Origin of the sequence: Geothrix fuzhouensis, assembly GCF_024609325.1 — a bacterium.
In the GTDB taxonomy this organism is placed as follows: Bacteria; Acidobacteriota; Holophagae; order Holophagales; family Holophagaceae; genus Geothrix; species Geothrix fuzhouensis.
In genome coordinates, this window is sequence record NZ_JANHMQ010000002.1 from 823,398 (window position 1) to 839,444 (window position 16,047).

Here is a 16,047-nt window from a genome sequence, read left to right on the forward strand (position 1 = left end):
GCTAGAAGCGGACCGTGACCTGTTCGCCTTCCTTCATGTGGACCGTGTCGATGAAGTGCACCTTCCGGTCCTGGTAGGTAAGGACAAGACTCTGGGTGCGGACGCCGTGGCCAAAATGCAGCACGCCCTTGAGGAGATTGCCATGGGTGACGCCGCAGGCGGCGAAGACGATCTCCTTGCCGGGGCAGAGGTCGTCCGTGAAATAGATGCGGTTGAAGTCGACGCCCATGGCCTCGGCCTTCTCGCGGCTGGCGGTGTTGGTGTCCACCTTGAGGCGGCCCTGGATCTCGCCGTTGAGGCACTTGAGGGCGGCGGCGGAAAGCACGCCTTCGGGCGCCCCGCCGGTGCCCATGACTGCGTGGATGCCCGTGCCGCTGACGGCGGCGCTGATGGCGGCGCTGAGGTCGCCGTCGCCGATGAGCTGGATGCGGGCGCCGGCCTTGCGGATGTCCGCGATGAGCTGGGCGTGGCGCTCCCGGTCGAGGACGGTGACGGTGATCTCCTCGACCTTGCGGTCCAGGGACTTCGCGATGATCTCCAGGTTCTCCTGGACGGGCGCGTCAAGGCTCACCTTGCCCTTGGCGGCCGGGCCCACGACGAGTTTCTCCATGTAAAGGTCCGGCGCGTGCAGCAGGCCGCCCTTCTCGGTGGCGGCCAGCACTGCGATGGCGTTGGGGGCGCCGGTGGCGCAGAGGTTCGTGCCTTCCAGGGGATCCACCGCGATGTCCACCGCCGGGTGGTCTCCGTCCAGGTCCGCCCCCATGCCGACCTTCTCGCCGATGAAGAGCATGGGTGCCTCGTCCCGCTCACCTTCGCCGATGACGATGGTGCCGTCCATACGGACGGTCTCCATGGCGTGGCGCATGGCCTCCACCGCGAGCTGGTCGCTGTACTTCCGCCGGCCGTGGCCAACGGAAGAGGCGCAGGCAATGGCGGCCTGTTCGACCACGCGCAGGAATTCGAGGGACAGGGTCTGTTCCATGGGGGGCTCCGGGGGAGGCTGGTCGGATGGGCTCAAGCGAGCCGGTTCACGCTCTGATGGATCCAGTCGAGGAAGCCCTCGGACCCGGCTTCCACCGGAAACATCAGGATCTCCGGGACTTCGTAGGTGTGGAGGTCCGCAATCACTTCCGACACCTGGGGGAACAGTTCACGGGTGGTCTTGATGATGAGCATCACCTCTTCGTCGAGGTGGGTTTCGCCCTTGAAGTAGTAGTAGCTCTTGATGCTGGGGACGATGTTCACGCAGGCGGCATAGGCCTGATCCACCAGGGCCGCGGCGATGGTCAGAGCTGTCTCCTCGCTGCCGCAGGTGGTCATGATGGTGCAGGCGTCGCTCATCGGGTGGACTCCCCGCCCGGCGGGCGGAACCGGTCATTGTAGCTTGGGAGCGGGGATATCGCGGATCACGAAAGGCCAGGCAGCCTGTCTGGGGGGTTTGGGTGGTCTGACCGCAAAGCACACGTTTGGTTGCCCTGCTTCGTTGTTGGTGCTGATCAGCCTTGGCACCGGGTTTGAGCGCGTCTGGCTGCGCCGTGTGCCGGTCTCGCTCCGGCGTGCCAGCAAGCCACGCCTCGGGCGATCCCACTCGGAGGTTGGCCGCTTACCCTTCTGAGGTTTCGACCCACCTGGTCGGGATTCGAACTGCGTCTGGCTGCGCCAGCCGCCGGTCTCGTTCCGGCGCGACATCTAGTCGCGCCTCCACGATCCCACTCGGAGGTTCGAACCCTCTCGCCTGCTTCCGACCAATAAGAAAGGGGCCCGCAGGCCCCTTTCTTATTGGTCGGGGCGAGAGGATTCGAACCTCCGACCTCTCGGTCCCGAACCGAGCGCTCTACCAGGCTGAGCCACGCCCCGACGAAGGTTTGACTTTACTGGAAACGGGCGGGGGCGTCCAGTCTGGCGCTATTCCTTCTCAAGGCCGAGGCGGACGCGCTCTTTGCGGCGGACGTCGAGGAGGTGCAGGGCGCGGCGCAGGGGGTCGGGATCCTCGGGCTGGGTGGGCGTTTCCGCGGGGGGATCGCAAGGCACGATCTGGAGGCCGGTCAGGCTGAGGTCCAGGGCCCGGTGGATTCGGTCGCGGATCTGTGGCCACACGGCTTCGGCGGCCTCACGGAGGGAGCCGATGCGGGTGAGTTCCCAGCAGCCCATCACCAATACGTTCCGCTGCACGCGCAGGGGGCGGGTGCGGTCGGCCAGGGCGGGCCCGACGACGAACGACCATGCCCGGCGGAGGCGGGCCAGGGCCTTCTGATCCGGCTGGCGGGCCCCGAGGGGCACCAGGCGAGGGGTGCGACGGCGGTTCGGGCTCATGACGTCCAGCGGGGCGGGGGAAGGGGCGCGCAGGCTCGTTCACCATTGAGCAGAAGGGGCGAGGCGAGGGTGGGCACCACGACGTTGGTCTCGGGTTCAAAGAGGGGCTGGAGCAGGTTGTGGAGCTCACCGCCGTGGCGGAACAGGACCTCGTCCACACTGCGCACCTGACTGGCGGGGATGGCGTTGGGTTCGCAGAAGGCGAGCACCTCGCCCACCGTGTTGGTTTGGGTGCGGGCCTCGATGAGGGCGATCAGCTCCTCGCGATCCTTCACGCGGCCCCGGTTTTTCCGCCACTCGGGGCGCGTTTCCAGGTCCAGGCCCAGCCACATGGCCAGCACCTCGAATTGCCGGTCGCTGCCTACGGCGATGGCCACGTCGCCATCGGTGCAACGGAAGGACTGGTAGGGCACGATCTGGGCATGAGCATTGCCCCACCGCTGCGGAGCCGTTCCGGTCATGAGGGCTCCCGCGGCGACGTTGGACAGGCCCGCCAAGGCGGCCTCCATGAGCGGCACCTCGATGTGGATGGCTTCGCCGGTGCGCTCGCGATGGAGCAAGGCGGCCTGAATGCCGTTGGCGCAGTAGAGGCCCGCCAGCACATCCACCAGGGCCACGCCCACTTTCATGGGGCGGCCTTCGGGTTCGCCGGTGATGGCCATCCAGCCGCTCTCCGCCTGGATGATGAAGTCGTAGCCGGCGCGGCGGGAGGCGGTGACATCCGAGGCGAAGCCGCGGATGGACGCCAGAATGAGCTTCGGAAATTTCGCGTGGAGCCGTTTCCAACCCAGGCCCAGGCGATCCGCGGAATCGGCGCGGAAGTTCTCCACCAGGACATCGGCCTCCTTCAGCAGGTCGAAGAGATCGGCCTTCCCTTCCTCGGTGTGGAGATCGATGGCCTGACTCCGCTTGCCTCGGTTCGCGCAACGGAAATAGGCGCTTTCGCCAGCGTCGCCATCCTCGAAGGGTGGGCCCCAGCCGCGGGTGGGATCCCCTCCGGGGGGTTCGAGCTTTTGCACCTCCGCCCCCAGGTCCGCCAGCAGCTGGGTCGAGAAGGGGCCTGCCAGCACGCAGGACAGATCCACGATCCTGAAGTGGGACAAGGGCTTGAGCATCGGGTTCTCCGGGTTCAAGCCTACTTCATGTCTTCGGGCGGGATCAGCTTGCGGCGATGGTCTGGCGATAGGCCGCGGTCAGGGTCGCGGCGATCTCCTCGGGGCTGTGGGCGAGGAAATCCTGGCGCTGCATGAGGTGGACCAGCTGGCCGTCCTTGAAGATGGCGGCCTGGGGGCTGGTGGGCATGGCGCCCTCAAAGTATTCCCGCGCCTGGGCCGTGGCTTCCTTTTCCATGCCTGCAAAGACGGTCACCAGATGATCGAAGCGCAGATCCTGTGACCGCAGGGCCTCGGTGACGCCGGGTCGCGCGCCCGCCGCAGCGCATCCGCAGACGCTGTTCACCACCAACAGAGTGGTGCCGGGCCGCTGGAGGGCCTGGTCCACCTGGGCGGGCGTCAAGAGCTGCTGGAAGCCCTCCCGCACCAATTCCTCACGCATCGGGGCAACCATGTATTCGGGGTAATTCGACACAACTTCCTCCTCGGACAGTAAAGTTTACCGATTAAGTAAGGATTGATCCAGGTCACAATTCAGGGCTGATGAGGAGTGACCATGCGGCTGGCCTTGATGGGTGGGAGTCTTCGTCCGGGTTCCCTGAATACCCGCCTGCTGCGCCAGCTGGCCGCCCAGTTGGAAGCCCGGGGCCATGAGGTGTCCACCTTTGCGGGAGAGGCCCTGCGTTGGCCGCTCTATGAGGAGGGTAATGTGGCCACGGCTGAGATCCTGGCGCTTCACGGAGCCCTTCAGGCCGCCCAAGGCCTGGTGATCGTCTCGCCGGAATACAACGCGGGCATTCCGGGCCATCTGAAGAACGCGGTGGATTGGCTCAGCACCCTGAAGCCCAGTCCCTGGCACGGCCTGCCTGTACTGCTCTGCGCGGCGAGCCCCGGCGCCTTCGGCGGCGCCCGCGGCCTCGTGACCTGGCGGACCACCTTGGCAAACATGGGCGCCCTGGCCCTGCCCGAGGCCCTCACGGTGCCCCATGCGGATCAACAGCTCGATGAGCAGGGGGCACCGAGAGACCCCCGCACCCTCGCCGCCGTGCCGAAGATCCTGGACAGCTTCCTGTCCCTGGTGACCCGGCTCCGTTCGTAGCCCCAGAGGTATGCGATCCTGAACTGTCTTCCGGAGCCGTCATGAAGGACTTTTTCAAGAGCTTCTTCGCTACGCTGCTGGCCCTGATGGTGGCCGGAGGTGTGGCCGTCTTCCTGTTCTTCGGCCTGCTGACCGTCATCGGCTCCGCGGGCAAGCCCACGGTGCCCAGCAAGGCCGTGCTGGTCTTCGACCTGGACACCAGCCTGTCCGATGCGGAGCGCGATCCTGAACCCAGCGAGGCCCTCAGCGAAGCCCTTGGCGGCGGGGGGGGCCACAGCCAGGCTCTGCCGGCGGCCATCGAGGCTCTGGATCGGGCGGCCTCGGACAATCACATCACGGCGCTGTTCCTCACGGGGAACCTCCAGGGCGCGGGTCCGGCTCAGCTGCGCGAGCTGCGCGAGGCCATCCAGCGGTTCAAGGCGAAGAAACCTGTGCTGGCCTACAACCTGGGCTGGAGCAAGCGGGACTACTACCTGGCGGCCGGCGCCACCACTGTGTTCATCAATCCCTTCGGCCAGATGGAGGTGAACGGCCTGGCGAGCGAGCCGATGTTCTTCGGTGAGGCTTTCAAGAAGTACGGCGTGGAAGTACAGGTCACCCGCGTGGGCAAGTACAAGAGCGCGGTGGAGCCCTTCATCACCGACCACATGAGCGATCCCAACCGGGAGCAGGTGCAGAAGCTGCTGGATGACATCTGGAGCGAGTGGAAGGAGACCGTCGCCAAGGACCGCAAGAAGACCCCCGCAGATTTCCAGACCATCGCGGATGAGAAGGGAATCGTGGAGGCCGAGGAGGCGAAGAAGCTGGGCCTCGTGGACCGCATCGCGCCCTATGACGAAGTGCTGGACGAGCTGAAGAAACTGGCCGGTAAGCAAGCCAAGGACAAGGACTTCCCCCAGATCGCCTTGGCCACGTACGCCGGCATCGCTGGCGAGGCGAAGACTGGGCGGACGCGCATCGCCGTGGTCGTGGCTGAAGGCGAGATCGTGGATGGCGAAGGCAAGGCCAATCAGGTGGGCGGCGAGCGCCTCAGCCGCGAGCTGCGCCAGCTGCGCCTGGACGACCGCATCAAAGCGGTGGTGCTCCGCGTGAACAGCCCCGGCGGTAGCGCGGCGGCCTCGGAGCTCATCCAACGCGAAGTCATCCTCACGAAGAAGGTGAAGCCCCTCGTGGTGTCCATGGGCCACCTGGCGGCCTCAGGCGGCTACTGGATCAGCACCTACGGCGACCGCATTTTCGCGGAGCCCAGCACCATCACTGGCTCCATTGGGGTCTTCGGCCTGCTGCCCAACGTCAAGAAGCTGGCCAATGAGCACGGCATCACCTGGGATAGCGTGCAGACCGCCAAGATGGCGAATCCCATGACCTTGGCCCGGCCCAAGAACGACTTGGAGCTGGCTCGCATCCAGGGCTTGGTGGACCGCATCTACGATCAGTTCGTCTCCAAGGTGGCGGACAGCCGGAAGATGAAGAAGGAGGCGGTCCATGAGATTGCCCAGGGCCGCGTCTGGTCCGGCCAGGAGGCCGTGAAGCTGGGCTTGGTGGACGAGCTCGGGGGGCTGGATGCCGCGGTGAAGTACTCCGCCGGCCGGCTCAAGGCGGGCGACAACTACCAGGTTGTGGGGCCTGAACGGGAGCCGGACACCCTCCGGGAGATCCTGAAGAATCTGGGCGGCAAGCCCAGGAAGCTCACCAGGACCGGCCCGGTGGATGGGCTGGTGGATTCGTTCCGCCATCAGCTGGACCTGCTGACCTCGCTGAACGATCCGCAGGGCGTCTACGCCCGGCTGCCCTTCGAACTTGAGCTGAAATAGCCAGTGGATTCGGCCTCCTTTGTTTCGGCCATCATCCTGCTGGTGCTGGTGACGGATCCCCTGGGCAACATCCCCGTCTTCATCGGGCTGCTGCGCCAGGTGGATCCGGCCCGGCGCCAGCGGATCATCGTCCGCGAGGTGCTGTTTGCCTTCGCCATCCTGCTCTTCTTCGCCCTCTTCGGTCAGACGGTGCTGCATCTCATGCACCTTACCGACACGTCGCTGGGCATCGCCGGTGGTGTGATCCTCTTCCTCATCGCCCTGAAAATGGTCTTCCCCCATCCCGAGGGACCCACGGACCTACCCGTCCACGGAGAGCCCTTCCTCGTGCCGCTGGCCATCCCCTTCATCGCGGGGCCCTCGGCCATCGCCACCGTGCTGCTGCTCGTGAGCCGGGAGCCGCACCGGCTCTGGGAGTGGCTGGGCGCCCTGACCGTGGCCATGGCCATTTCGGCGGTGGTGCTGGGTTTCGCCGAGAAGATCGCGGCCTTCCTGGGCGAGAAGGTCACCCTGGCCTTCGAGCGGCTCATGGGCCTGGTGCTCACGGCCATGGCTATCGAGATGCTGCTGGCGGGCATCCAGAAGTTCGTGCTGCAGCTGCGCGCGGCCTAGGCCTTTCGCTTCAGGCTCAGCTCCAGCGTGAACTCCGCCACGGGCTCGAAGGTGCCGTCCGCCAGCTTTACCGCCGCCTGGATGTGCATGGGCTCGGTGATGCGCTCCTCAGAGGCCAGGGTGCGGCGCACCTGGTCCCGGATGGCGGCACCTTCCTCGCAGATGAAGTAGACATCGGCTTCGGGGCGCTTCAGGAAGGTGGCCTGGAAGGTCTTGAAGACCAGGGCCACGGCCTGCCCTGAGCGCTTGATCTGATCCATGGCCAGCAGCCCTCCGGCGCAGTCGGCACCGATGGCCAAGGCACCGAAATACATGGAACCGAGGTGGTTCTTCGTCCAGCGCCGGAGCGGGATCCGCACGACGCAGCGGGCTTCCGTCAGCTCGACCACGCTGGGATGCACGGAGGCCAGGAGGGGGATCTTCAGCCACCCGAACAGGCGCATGCCGAAGGTCTGTTTCAGGCGTTCCAAGGAGGGGGACATGGTTTCGATTGTCAGTCGCCCACCAGGTTCACGTCCAGCAGACCTTCCGGGGGATCCAGGTCCAGGCGGCGGTTCGGCAGGTCCAGCCTCCACCAGGCCTTGATGTAGGGGATGTCGCGCTGGCCCGTGCGGCCGGGCCGCAGGTCACGCATGACCACCATGTCGTAACCGGCAGGGCCGGGATCCAGGCGCAGCACCTCGCCCACCTTGCGCCCTCCCACGAAGACGTCACAGCCGATCCACTGGTGGCGGAAGGTTTCACCTTCTTCCAGCGTGGCGGCCGCTTCCGGCATCCACAGGGCCCAGCCCTTCAGAGGCTCGGCGGCGGTACGGTCGGGCACCTCGGCGAAGGCGAGGCAGGGCCGGTCCTGGTGCCAGCGGAAGCTTCGCAGCTTCACAGGCCGGGCCGGGGCAGCGTCCTGTCCGTGTTCCAGATCCAGCTGAGGCGGCGCCAGCACCAGGCCCGCCATGCCTTCCAGCCGTTCTGGCTCATCCATGACGGAATGAAAGAGGAACTCGCCCTTGAGTCCCTGGATCTTGGCCAGATGACCTGCCAGCAGCATCTAGGGCCTGCCTTCAAAATGGATGCGAGCCGCGACGGGTCCAGCCGCGTGATCTAGGAAGGAAGCGCGCGCAGGGCGATGCGGGACATCGTTCAAGCGCGGTGACGCACCTGGGCGCGCGGCTGGGCCCGTCCCGAAGGGCAAGGGGCGGCGCCCGGCGCGAACCTGCGTCAAGCTCCTCGTCAATAGTGCCGCTATTGCCATCGTCGCTTTCCTTTTCTCGCTTGGGCGGCGCCCCTTGCGCGGCCGCGCCCCATTCTGAGGCCAGGCCCTAGACCTCCCGTTCGTCCTCGTCATCCAGTTCGAGGTTCACCATCAGACCGGCCTTCTCGCCGGCGACCTTGCAGAGGGTGCGGAGGGCCGAGATCATGCGCCCATGCTTGCCGATAATGCGCCCGCGGTCCCGGGGATCGGCGAAGACCAGCACGTCGCGCTTCTTCCCTTCGCCGCTGACCTCGACCCGGAGCGCCTCCGGATGGTCCAGCAGGGGAGTCAGCACATCACGCAGGAAGGCTTCGGGGTTCATCATCGCTCCACGAACAAAGAAAGCCGGACCAGGGCCCGGCTTTCGGACGTCGGAAACCGGATTACAGGATCTGGTTCTTCTTGAACAGATCGAGCACGGTCTTGGAGGGCTGGGCGCCCTTCTGGAGCCAGGACTTCGCCTTCTCGGCGTCGATGCGGACCTCTTCGCCGGAACCGGCGATGGGGTTCACGAAGCCCAACACCTCCACGGCGCGGCCGGTGGGGATGCGGTCATTCTCGGAGACGACGATGTGGTAGAACGGGCGCTTCTTGGCACCATTGCGAGCAAGTCGGATCGAAAGCATGGGCACTCCCTGAGCAGGAGAGTGTATCGCGGAATTCACCCGTTCCCAAGCGCAAATTTGGGCGTCTGGGCAGTGTCTCTCACGGCTCGAAGCTGGCGGGTGGGAAGCTGCCTTCGAGGACGGCCTGGCGTTCCCGGACGTTCCGCCGCAACGTCGGCCAGCGGGGATGGCTACGCATTTTCTCGAGGAAAGGCGAAGTCTCATACCAGCGGGCGCAGCTGAATCCCTGGACGAAAGCCCGCGTGGCGCAATCCACGGCCAAGCCCGCCTCGCCCAGCAGCGAGTAGGCCTCGGCTTGCTTGAAGGTCAATTCGCCATCGGGGATGCGCAACTTCCCTCGCACCTCGTCGATGCGTCGAAGCTCGGCCAGTCCCTCCGCCGTCCGCCCATCAAGGTACGCGCGATAGACCCGGCTGAGGCCCTGGAAAGGGCTGGAGCCCGCTGCCGCTTCGGCAGCCTTCATGTGCGTGAGGGCGGCCTGGCGATCGCCCTTCAGCAAGGCGAGGTAGCCCTGGTAGAACAGGAAGCTGGCATCTTCGCGCACAGCCTTGGCCTGCTGCAGGTCCTCCTCGAAGGCTGCCCAGTCGCCGAGGTAGAGGTTGGTGGTTTCGACAGTCCAGTAGGAGGTCGGGGGCAGCGGGGCGAGGAGGGCCTTCCGCCGGACCATGGCCGAGTGGGCGCCGGCCAGCAAGCCCGAGGTCCGGCCAGCATAGGTCAAGCCGAGGTAGAGATCAGGCACGCTCGGGCGTAGACGGACCGCCTCGCCGAGGATTCGCAGCGCCATGTCCTGGTTCCCCGTGTCGGTGAGCATCAGGGACCATAGAAAGGTGGCCCGGGGATGGCCCGGAACAAGGCTCACGGCCCGCTGGAACGCTTTGTGGGTGCGGGAATTAAGGCCAATGCCCGCCTTGGCGGGATCCACCCAGAGGCTGCGGTAGAGGTGGTCACCCAGGGTGGCCCAGGCGGTGGCACACATGGGTTCCGCTTCGGCCAGGGCCTGGGTCGTGGCCAGTTGCTCCGTGGCCTCCTGGTCATCCCGCACGGCCATGGCATGCAGGAGGCCCCAGAAATGGTCCGTCTGGCGGGGGTAGAGGTCTGCCGCAAAGCGATGGCGCCGCTCCATCGGCCAGTGCGCCAACCAGGTGTCCAGGGCCAGTGCAGGCTCCATGGGGGGTTGTCTGCTGCGGTTCCAGGGTTGGCCTGCCAGCAGTTTGGCGGGCGTGGTCCACTGGGTGGTCAAGGCCAGCCGTTGGCCATCCCGCCACCCCTGGAAACGGAACAGTGCCATGTCGGCGGGGAGCTTCCGCAGCTCTGCCGGGGTGGGGACGGCGGGGGCTTGGGTGACTGTCAGACCGGCCAGCACCTCGAAGTGGTCCTTGATTAGGGTCTCCAGGCCGAGGTTCAGCTCGGTCTGCAGCGAAGGCTCGGGGCTGATCATGAGCACCCGCCTTGGGCTTGGGTAGTGGGCGTTGGATCGCCACAACCACGCCCCGGCCAGGCTGATGCCCAGAACCGCGCCCAGAAGCATCCAGGTTCGGGCAGGGGTCAGGAGAGGACGTCGCACCAGAGGTGGCCCCTAGAAGGGAAGGTTGGGGGCGCCGCCCATCTTGGCCATGCGCTGCATGCGAGCCATGAACTTGGGATCGTTCATCTGGCCCATCATCTTCTTCGTCTCCACGTACTGCTTGATGAGCTGGTTGATCTCGCTCACGGGACGCCCGCAGCCTGCGGCGATGCGGCGCTTGCGCTTGCCGTCCAGCAGGTTGTGGTTGGCACGCTCGGCGGGCGTCATCGAATTGATGATGGCCTCCAGGTGCTTGATGCGCTTGTCGGTGGCCACGCTCGCCAACTGTTCCTTCATCTGCCCCAGGCCCGGCAGCATGCCCAGGATCTTGTTCATGGAGCCCAGCTTCTGCACCTGCTGGAACTGCTTGCGCATGTCTTCCAGAGTGAACTGGTTCTTGGCCAGACGCTTGGCCATGACCTCGGCTTCCTTCTCGTCGATCTTGTCCTTGGCGTGCTCGATGAGGCTGAGGACGTCGCCCATGCCGAGGATGCGTTGGGCCATGCGATCGGGATGGAAGCGCTGGAAATCCTCTAGTTTTTCGCCCTCGCCTACGAATTTCAGGGGCTGGCCCGTGGCCTGCTTGATGCTGAAGGCCGCGCCGCCGCGGGTGTCGCCATCCGTCTTGGTGAGCACCACGCCGGTGATGCCCAGCTTCTCGTGGAAGGCCGTGGCGCTGCGGACGGCGTCCTGACCGGTCATGGCATCGGCCACGAAGAGGATCTCATCGGGCGAGGTGGCGGCCTTGATGCGGGCCAGCTCCTCCATCAGGGTTTCATCGAGATGCAGGCGGCCGGCGGTGTCCAGCACCACCACGTCCCAGCCCTTCAGCTTCGCCTCGGCCACGGCTGCCGCGCAGATGGCAACCGGATCCTTTTCCTCGGTGCGGAAAGAGGGCACTCCGGCATCCTTGGCCACCACGTGCAGCTGCTCGATGGCGGCGGGGCGGTAGACGTCGGCCGGCACCAGCAGGGGCGAGCGGCCCAGCTTCTTGAGAAACACCGCCAGCTTGCCGCAGGTGGTGGTCTTGCCGGCCCCCTGCAGGCCCACCATCATGACCACCGTCGGCGGCTTGGCCGCGAAGGTGAGGGGATATTCCGGCGCCTGGCCGCCCATGATCTCCACCAGTTCCCGGTGGACGATGTCGATGAAGGCTTGGGTCGGGTTGAGGCCCTGCAGGACCTCCGCGCCCAGGGCCTTCTCCTTCACCCGCTGGAGGAAGGTGCGGGCCACGCTCACGTGGACATCCGCCTCCAGCAGGGCCATCCGTACTTCGCGCAGCACGGCTTCGAGGTTGGCTTCCGTCAGCTTCGACTGGCCCCGGAGAGACTTCATCGCCTGGCTGAGTTTCTGGGTGAGATTGTCGAACATGGGACTCCGGTACGTACCAAAAGGTCCATTCTACCGGCGGGGAAGGGGTTTCCCCGGTTCGGAAGGACATCCTGGGGCATAATCCTGACTAGCGGAGTCGGATATGCCGAATCATCTGGTCGGAAGCCTCAGCCCCTACCTGCTCCAGCACGCCCACAACCCCGTGGATTGGCATCCTTGGGGCGAAGCGGCCATGGCCAAGGCGAAGGCGGAACAGAAGCCCATCTTTCTCAGCATCGGTTACAGCGCGTGCCACTGGTGCCATGTCATGGAGCGGGAGAGTTTCGAGAATCCCGCCGTGGCCGAGGTCCTGAACGCCCACTTCGTGAGCATCAAGGTGGACCGCGAGGAGCGGCCCGATCTGGACGACCTCTACATGGACGCCGTGCAGGCCATGACCGGCCGGGGCGGCTGGCCCATGAGCGTGTGGCTCACGCCGGACCTGGAGCCCTTCTACGGGGGCACCTACTTCCCGCCGGAGCCCCGGGGCGGGATGCCGGGCTTCATTCCGCTACTCACCCGCATCGCGGAGGTTTGGCGAGAGGATCGGGCTGGGGTGGTGACCCAGGCCGGCAAACTGGCGGCGGAACTTCAGCGCCAGGCGGCCGTGGAACCGGGCGACGGCTTGCCGGACGCGTCGGTCTTCGAGGCCGCCTTTCAGCAGCTCCGCCAGGGCTTCGATGCCCGTTGGGGTGGCTTCGGCCCGGCGCCCAAATTTCCGCAGGCCATGGCGGTGGAACTGATCCTGGCCCGGGGGACAGTGGAGGATCGGGCCATGGCCCTCCGCACCCTGGACGCCATGCGGGAAGGCGGCATGTACGACCACCTGGGTGGCGGCTTCGCCCGCTACAGCGTGGACGGCCAGTGGCTGGTGCCCCATTTCGAGAAGATGCTCTACGACAACGCCCAGCTGGCTGCCTGCTACCTGGCCGCCTTCCAGGCCACGGGAGAGGTCCGCTACGGCCAAGTGGCGCGGGAGACGCTGGACTACCTCCTGCGGGATCTGCGCGGTCCCCAAGGCGGCTTCCATTCCAGTGAGGATGCGGACAGCGAGGGCGAGGAGGGAAAGTTCTACCTCTTTACACCCGCCGAGGTCCGCGAAGCCCTGGGTGAGGCCGATGGCGCCCGCTTCTGCGCCGCCTTCGGCATCACCGAGCCGGGGAACTTCGAACATGGCCACAGCGTGGTCCACCGGTTCTCCTGCCCCGCCGGGGTGGGCCTGGCGGAGAAGGAGGACCGCGCCCTGCGCGACAAGCTGAGGCTCTGGCGAGACCGGCGCGTGCGTCCTGGCAAGGATGACAAGGTGCTGACCGCCTGGAACGGTCTGACGCTGTCGGCGTTGGCCCGGGGGTTCCAGGTGCTGGGTGACCCGCGCTATCTCGAGGCGGCGCGGGAGTGTGCCACGTTCCTGCGCCGGGAGTTGTGGCCGGAGGGGCACCTCCTGCGAGTGTGGCGGCAGGGCCAGGCCCACACCCGGGGCTTCCTGGAGGATCATGCGGCGGTGGTGGAGGGCCTGGTGGACCTCTACGAGGCCGGCTTCGATCCGGCCTGGCTGCGCTGGGCCGAAACGCTGGCCGAGAGCCTGCTGGCCCGCTTCCAGGATCCGGCGGAAGGTGGTTTCTTCAGCACCGAGGCCGACCAGAAAGACCTGATCTTCCGGCAGAAGCCGGGCTTCGATAACGCCCTCCCCAGTGGCAACACACTGGCCGCGCGGGCCCTGCTGCGCCTGTCGCGGCACCTCCAACGGGAGGACTTCCGGCAGGCTGCCGAAGGCGCCCTCCGCTGCTTCACGCCTTGGCTGCAGCGGGCCCCGCGGGCCTTTCTGGGCATGCTCAGTGCGTTGGACCTGGCCTTGCGCGAGCCCGTGGAGGTGGCCATCTCCGGTGATCCGGAACACCCCAAGATGCGGGACCTGCTGGCGGAGGTCCATCGTCGCCACCTGCCTGGTCGGGTCCTGTCCGTGTCCGAGGATCAGTTCCTGCCGCTCCATGAGGATCGGGTGGCCTCGGGGGAAGGTCCCTTGGTCTTCGTGTGCCGCGGCCGCACCTGTGCCCGGCCGGTGAGCACCCCGGAGGATCTGGCCGCGCTCCTCTACTGATCACCTGGATGTGACCCGATCCTCTGGGGTAGGAAGGCTACACTGGGACCACACCACGCGGGCGTCCGCGGACTCCGTGGTCTGCGCATGGTCATGTAAAAAGGGGCTGCCATGAAGACCTTTGTGTTGAACATCGACCCGCTGACGGGCGAGGAGTACTACGAGGTCTATGTCAGGGGCCGGCAGCTGCTGAACAATCCCCATCTGAACAAGGCTTCCGCCTTCACCAAGGAGGAGCGCCTGGGCCTGGGCCTGGATGGCATGCTGCGGCCTGGCATCTCCACCCTGGAATCCCAACTCGACCGGACCTATGAGGCATTCCTGCGGAAGCCCGACGACCTGGAGAAGTACATCTACCTGTCGGGGCTCCTGGACCGTAACGAGGTGCTGTTCTATCGCCTCCTGGTGGACCACCTGGACGAGATGGTGCCCATCATCTACACCCCCACCGTCGGCCAGGCCTGCCTCCAGTTGAGCCACATCCAGCGTCGGTACCGGGGCATCTACATCACGCCCGAGAACATCGCGAACATCGACCAGATTTTCCAGGGGCTCTCCCAGCCGCAGGTCAACCTCATCGTGGTGACGGATGGCGAGCGCATCCTCGGCCTGGGCGACTTGGGCTCCGACGGCATGGGCATCCCCGTGGGCAAGGTGAGCCTCTATGTGGCCGCCGGTGGGGTCCATCCTGGCGTCTGCCTGCCCGTCACCCTTGATGTGGGCACCAACAACCCCCGCCTGCTGGAGGATCCGCTGTATCTGGGCATCCGCAGGCCCCGGCTGCGTGGCGCCGAGTACGAGGAACTGGTCGAGAAGTTCGTGCTCGGCGTGAAGCGCAATTTCCCCGGCGCGCTGCTCCAGTGGGAGGATTTCGCCAAACACACGGCCTTCAAGAATCTCGACCGCTACCGCGAACGGATTCTCTCTTTCAACGACGACATCCAAGGCACGGGCTCCACAGCCCTCGCAGCCCTGATGACGGCCATGCGCATCAAGAAGAGCCGCTTCCAGGACGAGCGCTACGTCATCGTGGGCATGGGCCAGGCCGGCACCGGCATCGCCATGAACATCCGCGCGGCCCTGAAGGCGGAGGGCCTGTCCGACGAGGAGGCCCGCAAGCGCATCTTCGCCGTGGACATGCAGGGCCTGCTCATCGAAGGCGATCCCCTGCTGGAGGGCCCGCAGCTGCCGCTAGCCCAGTGCCGGTCCGCGGTGGAGGGCTGGAAGCTGGACGATCCCTCCCGCATCAGCCTGCAGGACGTGGTACGCAACGCGCATCCCACCGTGCTCATCGGCGTCACAGCCCAGCCGAACCTCTTCGACGAGGCCATCCTGGCGGAGACCGCCAAGCATTCCGAGCGCCCCATCGTGCTGGCCCTCTCGAACCCCACCCACAAGTGCGAGTGCTCGCCTGAAGCGGTCTGGAAGGCCACCGACGGCAAGGGCCTGGTGGCCACGGGCAGTCCCTTCGCGCCCATGGACTGGAAGGGCCGCAAGCTCCAGGCCTCCCAGTGCAACAACATGTATATCTTCCCTGGCGTGGGCCTCGGCGCCCTGGTCTGCAAGGCCACCCGGATCACGGACAGCATGTTCCTGGCGGGCAGCAAGGCCATCAGCGCCTTCGTGACACCGGAACAGGAGGCCACGGGCCTGCTGCTGCCGGAGATGAAGGACATCCGCCAAGTCTCGGCCGCCGTGGCCAAGGCTGTGAGCAAGGAGGCGCGGGACGCGGGGCTCGGCCGGCTGCTGAATGACGAGCAGTTGGACGCCATCATCGTCAAGGCCCAGTGGGATCCGCATTACACCGCCTATCGCGCGGGAACGCCTCGCCACTCGGATTGATGCCAGGACAGATTTTCCCCTTGAGGGTGCCGGGGGCTGGCCTAGCCTTTGAGGTCGGGAAGAGACTCTCTTTCCTCCCTCGGGGCGACCGTTTACGCCAGCCCCTTCCGGCCCATGCACCAACCGGCCGAGACACTTGGGCACCCTTCGGGGTGCCCTTTCTATTGTCCGGGGGTCCTCCCGGCAACGCATGCGTTGCCAGGATCAATGGGCGCGCTTGCGCGCACACCCCCGGGCCCCCGCGGCAAAACCCGGCAGAGCCGGGCTTTGCCTGGCTCCAGGTCCCTTGGGCCCTGCGCTGTTCTTTCGTCCGGGGGGCCTTGGGCTTCGCGCCTCCATGGATGGCA

At 66.2% G+C, this 16,047-nt stretch carries 16 protein-coding genes and 1 tRNA gene; 5 read left to right on the forward strand and 12 right to left on the reverse strand.

Annotated elements, in window-relative coordinates:
- Position 1: 1 nt before the first annotated feature.
- The 6 genes from glpX to NOV74_RS11065 all read right to left on the reverse strand — a co-directional run bounded on the left by glpX (position 2) and on the right by NOV74_RS11065 (position 3,879).
- Entirely contained in the window at positions 2 to 982 is a 981-nt protein-coding gene (gene glpX, locus NOV74_RS11040) for a class II fructose-bisphosphatase (RefSeq protein ID WP_257312264.1), read from the reverse strand.
- 32 nt (positions 983 to 1,014) lie between these two features.
- Positions 1,015 to 1,341 carry a divalent-cation tolerance protein CutA gene (cutA, locus tag NOV74_RS11045; RefSeq protein ID WP_257312267.1) on the reverse strand — a complete coding sequence of 109 codons (327 nt, stop codon included), beginning with the start codon at positions 1,339 to 1,341 and terminating at the stop codon, positions 1,015 to 1,017.
- Positions 1,342 to 1,780: 439 nt separating this feature from the next.
- A tRNA-Pro gene (locus NOV74_RS11050) sits at positions 1,781 to 1,857 on the reverse strand.
- Positions 1,858 to 1,905: 48 nt separating this feature from the next.
- Entirely contained in the window at positions 1,906 to 2,313 is a 408-nt protein-coding gene (locus tag NOV74_RS11055) for a DciA family protein (RefSeq protein WP_257312269.1), read from the reverse strand.
- Positions 2,310 to 3,428 (reverse strand): CaiB/BaiF CoA transferase family protein, encoded by a 1,119-nt coding sequence (locus tag NOV74_RS11060; protein WP_257312272.1) that lies wholly within the window; start codon positions 3,426 to 3,428, stop codon positions 2,310 to 2,312. Before NOV74_RS11060 ends, NOV74_RS11055 begins: the two co-directional genes overlap by 4 nt.
- Before the next feature lie 43 nt (positions 3,429 to 3,471).
- A complete protein-coding gene (locus tag NOV74_RS11065; protein ID WP_306672459.1) occupies positions 3,472 to 3,879 on the reverse strand; it encodes a BrxA/BrxB family bacilliredoxin in 408 nt (135 codons plus the stop codon).
- A gap of 102 nt (positions 3,880 to 3,981) precedes the next feature.
- On the opposite strand from NOV74_RS11065, the gene NOV74_RS11070 reads away from it, so the two are divergent.
- Genes NOV74_RS11070 through NOV74_RS11080 form a run of 3 tightly spaced genes read left to right on the forward strand, consistent with a single transcriptional unit; the run spans position 3,982 to position 6,950 of the window.
- Positions 3,982 to 4,524, forward strand: a complete 543-nt coding sequence (locus tag NOV74_RS11070) for an NADPH-dependent FMN reductase (protein WP_257312275.1) — start codon at positions 3,982 to 3,984, stop codon at positions 4,522 to 4,524.
- Between the two features lie 41 nt (positions 4,525 to 4,565).
- A complete protein-coding gene (gene sppA / locus NOV74_RS11075) occupies positions 4,566 to 6,338 on the forward strand; it encodes a signal peptide peptidase SppA (protein ID WP_257312278.1) in 1,773 nt (590 codons plus the stop codon).
- Between the two features lie 3 nt (positions 6,339 to 6,341).
- The gene (locus tag NOV74_RS11080) at positions 6,342 to 6,950 is read left to right on the forward strand and encodes a MarC family protein (protein WP_257312280.1); all 609 of its coding nucleotides are present in this window, start codon (positions 6,342 to 6,344) and stop codon (positions 6,948 to 6,950) included.
- On the opposite strand, the gene NOV74_RS11085 is transcribed toward NOV74_RS11080, so the two are convergent.
- The 6 genes from NOV74_RS11085 to ffh form a co-directional block, all read right to left on the reverse strand.
- Positions 6,947 to 7,432 carry a PaaI family thioesterase gene (locus NOV74_RS11085; protein WP_257312283.1) on the reverse strand — a complete coding sequence of 162 codons (486 nt, stop codon included), beginning with the start codon at positions 7,430 to 7,432 and terminating at the stop codon, positions 6,947 to 6,949. The two genes, NOV74_RS11080 and NOV74_RS11085, sit on opposite strands and share 4 nt — an antisense overlap.
- Positions 7,433 to 7,443: 11 nt before the next feature.
- A complete protein-coding gene (locus NOV74_RS11090) occupies positions 7,444 to 7,995 on the reverse strand; it encodes a ribosome maturation factor RimM (RefSeq protein WP_257312286.1) in 552 nt (183 codons plus the stop codon).
- A 271-nt stretch (positions 7,996 to 8,266) separates the two neighbouring features.
- Positions 8,267 to 8,521 (reverse strand): KH domain-containing protein, encoded by a 255-nt coding sequence (locus NOV74_RS11095; protein WP_257312289.1) that lies wholly within the window; start codon positions 8,519 to 8,521, stop codon positions 8,267 to 8,269.
- Between the two features lie 61 nt (positions 8,522 to 8,582).
- Complete coding sequence (gene rpsP / locus NOV74_RS11100; protein WP_243288668.1) at positions 8,583 to 8,825, reverse strand: 30S ribosomal protein S16; 243 nt, start codon at positions 8,823 to 8,825, stop codon at positions 8,583 to 8,585.
- A gap of 79 nt (positions 8,826 to 8,904) precedes the next feature.
- Positions 8,905 to 10,389 (reverse strand): tetratricopeptide repeat protein, encoded by a 1,485-nt coding sequence (locus NOV74_RS11105; protein WP_257312291.1) that lies wholly within the window; start codon positions 10,387 to 10,389, stop codon positions 8,905 to 8,907.
- 12 nt (positions 10,390 to 10,401) lie between these two features.
- Positions 10,402 to 11,760 (reverse strand): signal recognition particle protein, encoded by a 1,359-nt coding sequence (ffh, locus tag NOV74_RS11110; RefSeq protein WP_257312293.1) that lies wholly within the window; start codon positions 11,758 to 11,760, stop codon positions 10,402 to 10,404.
- Between the two features lie 103 nt (positions 11,761 to 11,863).
- Here ffh and NOV74_RS11115 point away from each other — a divergent pair, with 103 nt between their 5' ends.
- The gene (locus tag NOV74_RS11115) at positions 11,864 to 13,858 is read left to right on the forward strand and encodes a thioredoxin domain-containing protein (RefSeq protein WP_257312295.1); all 1,995 of its coding nucleotides are present in this window, start codon (positions 11,864 to 11,866) and stop codon (positions 13,856 to 13,858) included.
- Between the two features lie 111 nt (positions 13,859 to 13,969).
- A complete protein-coding gene (locus NOV74_RS11120; RefSeq protein ID WP_257312296.1) occupies positions 13,970 to 15,700 on the forward strand; it encodes an NAD-dependent malic enzyme in 1,731 nt (576 codons plus the stop codon).
- Positions 15,701 to 16,047: the final 347 nt, after the last annotated feature.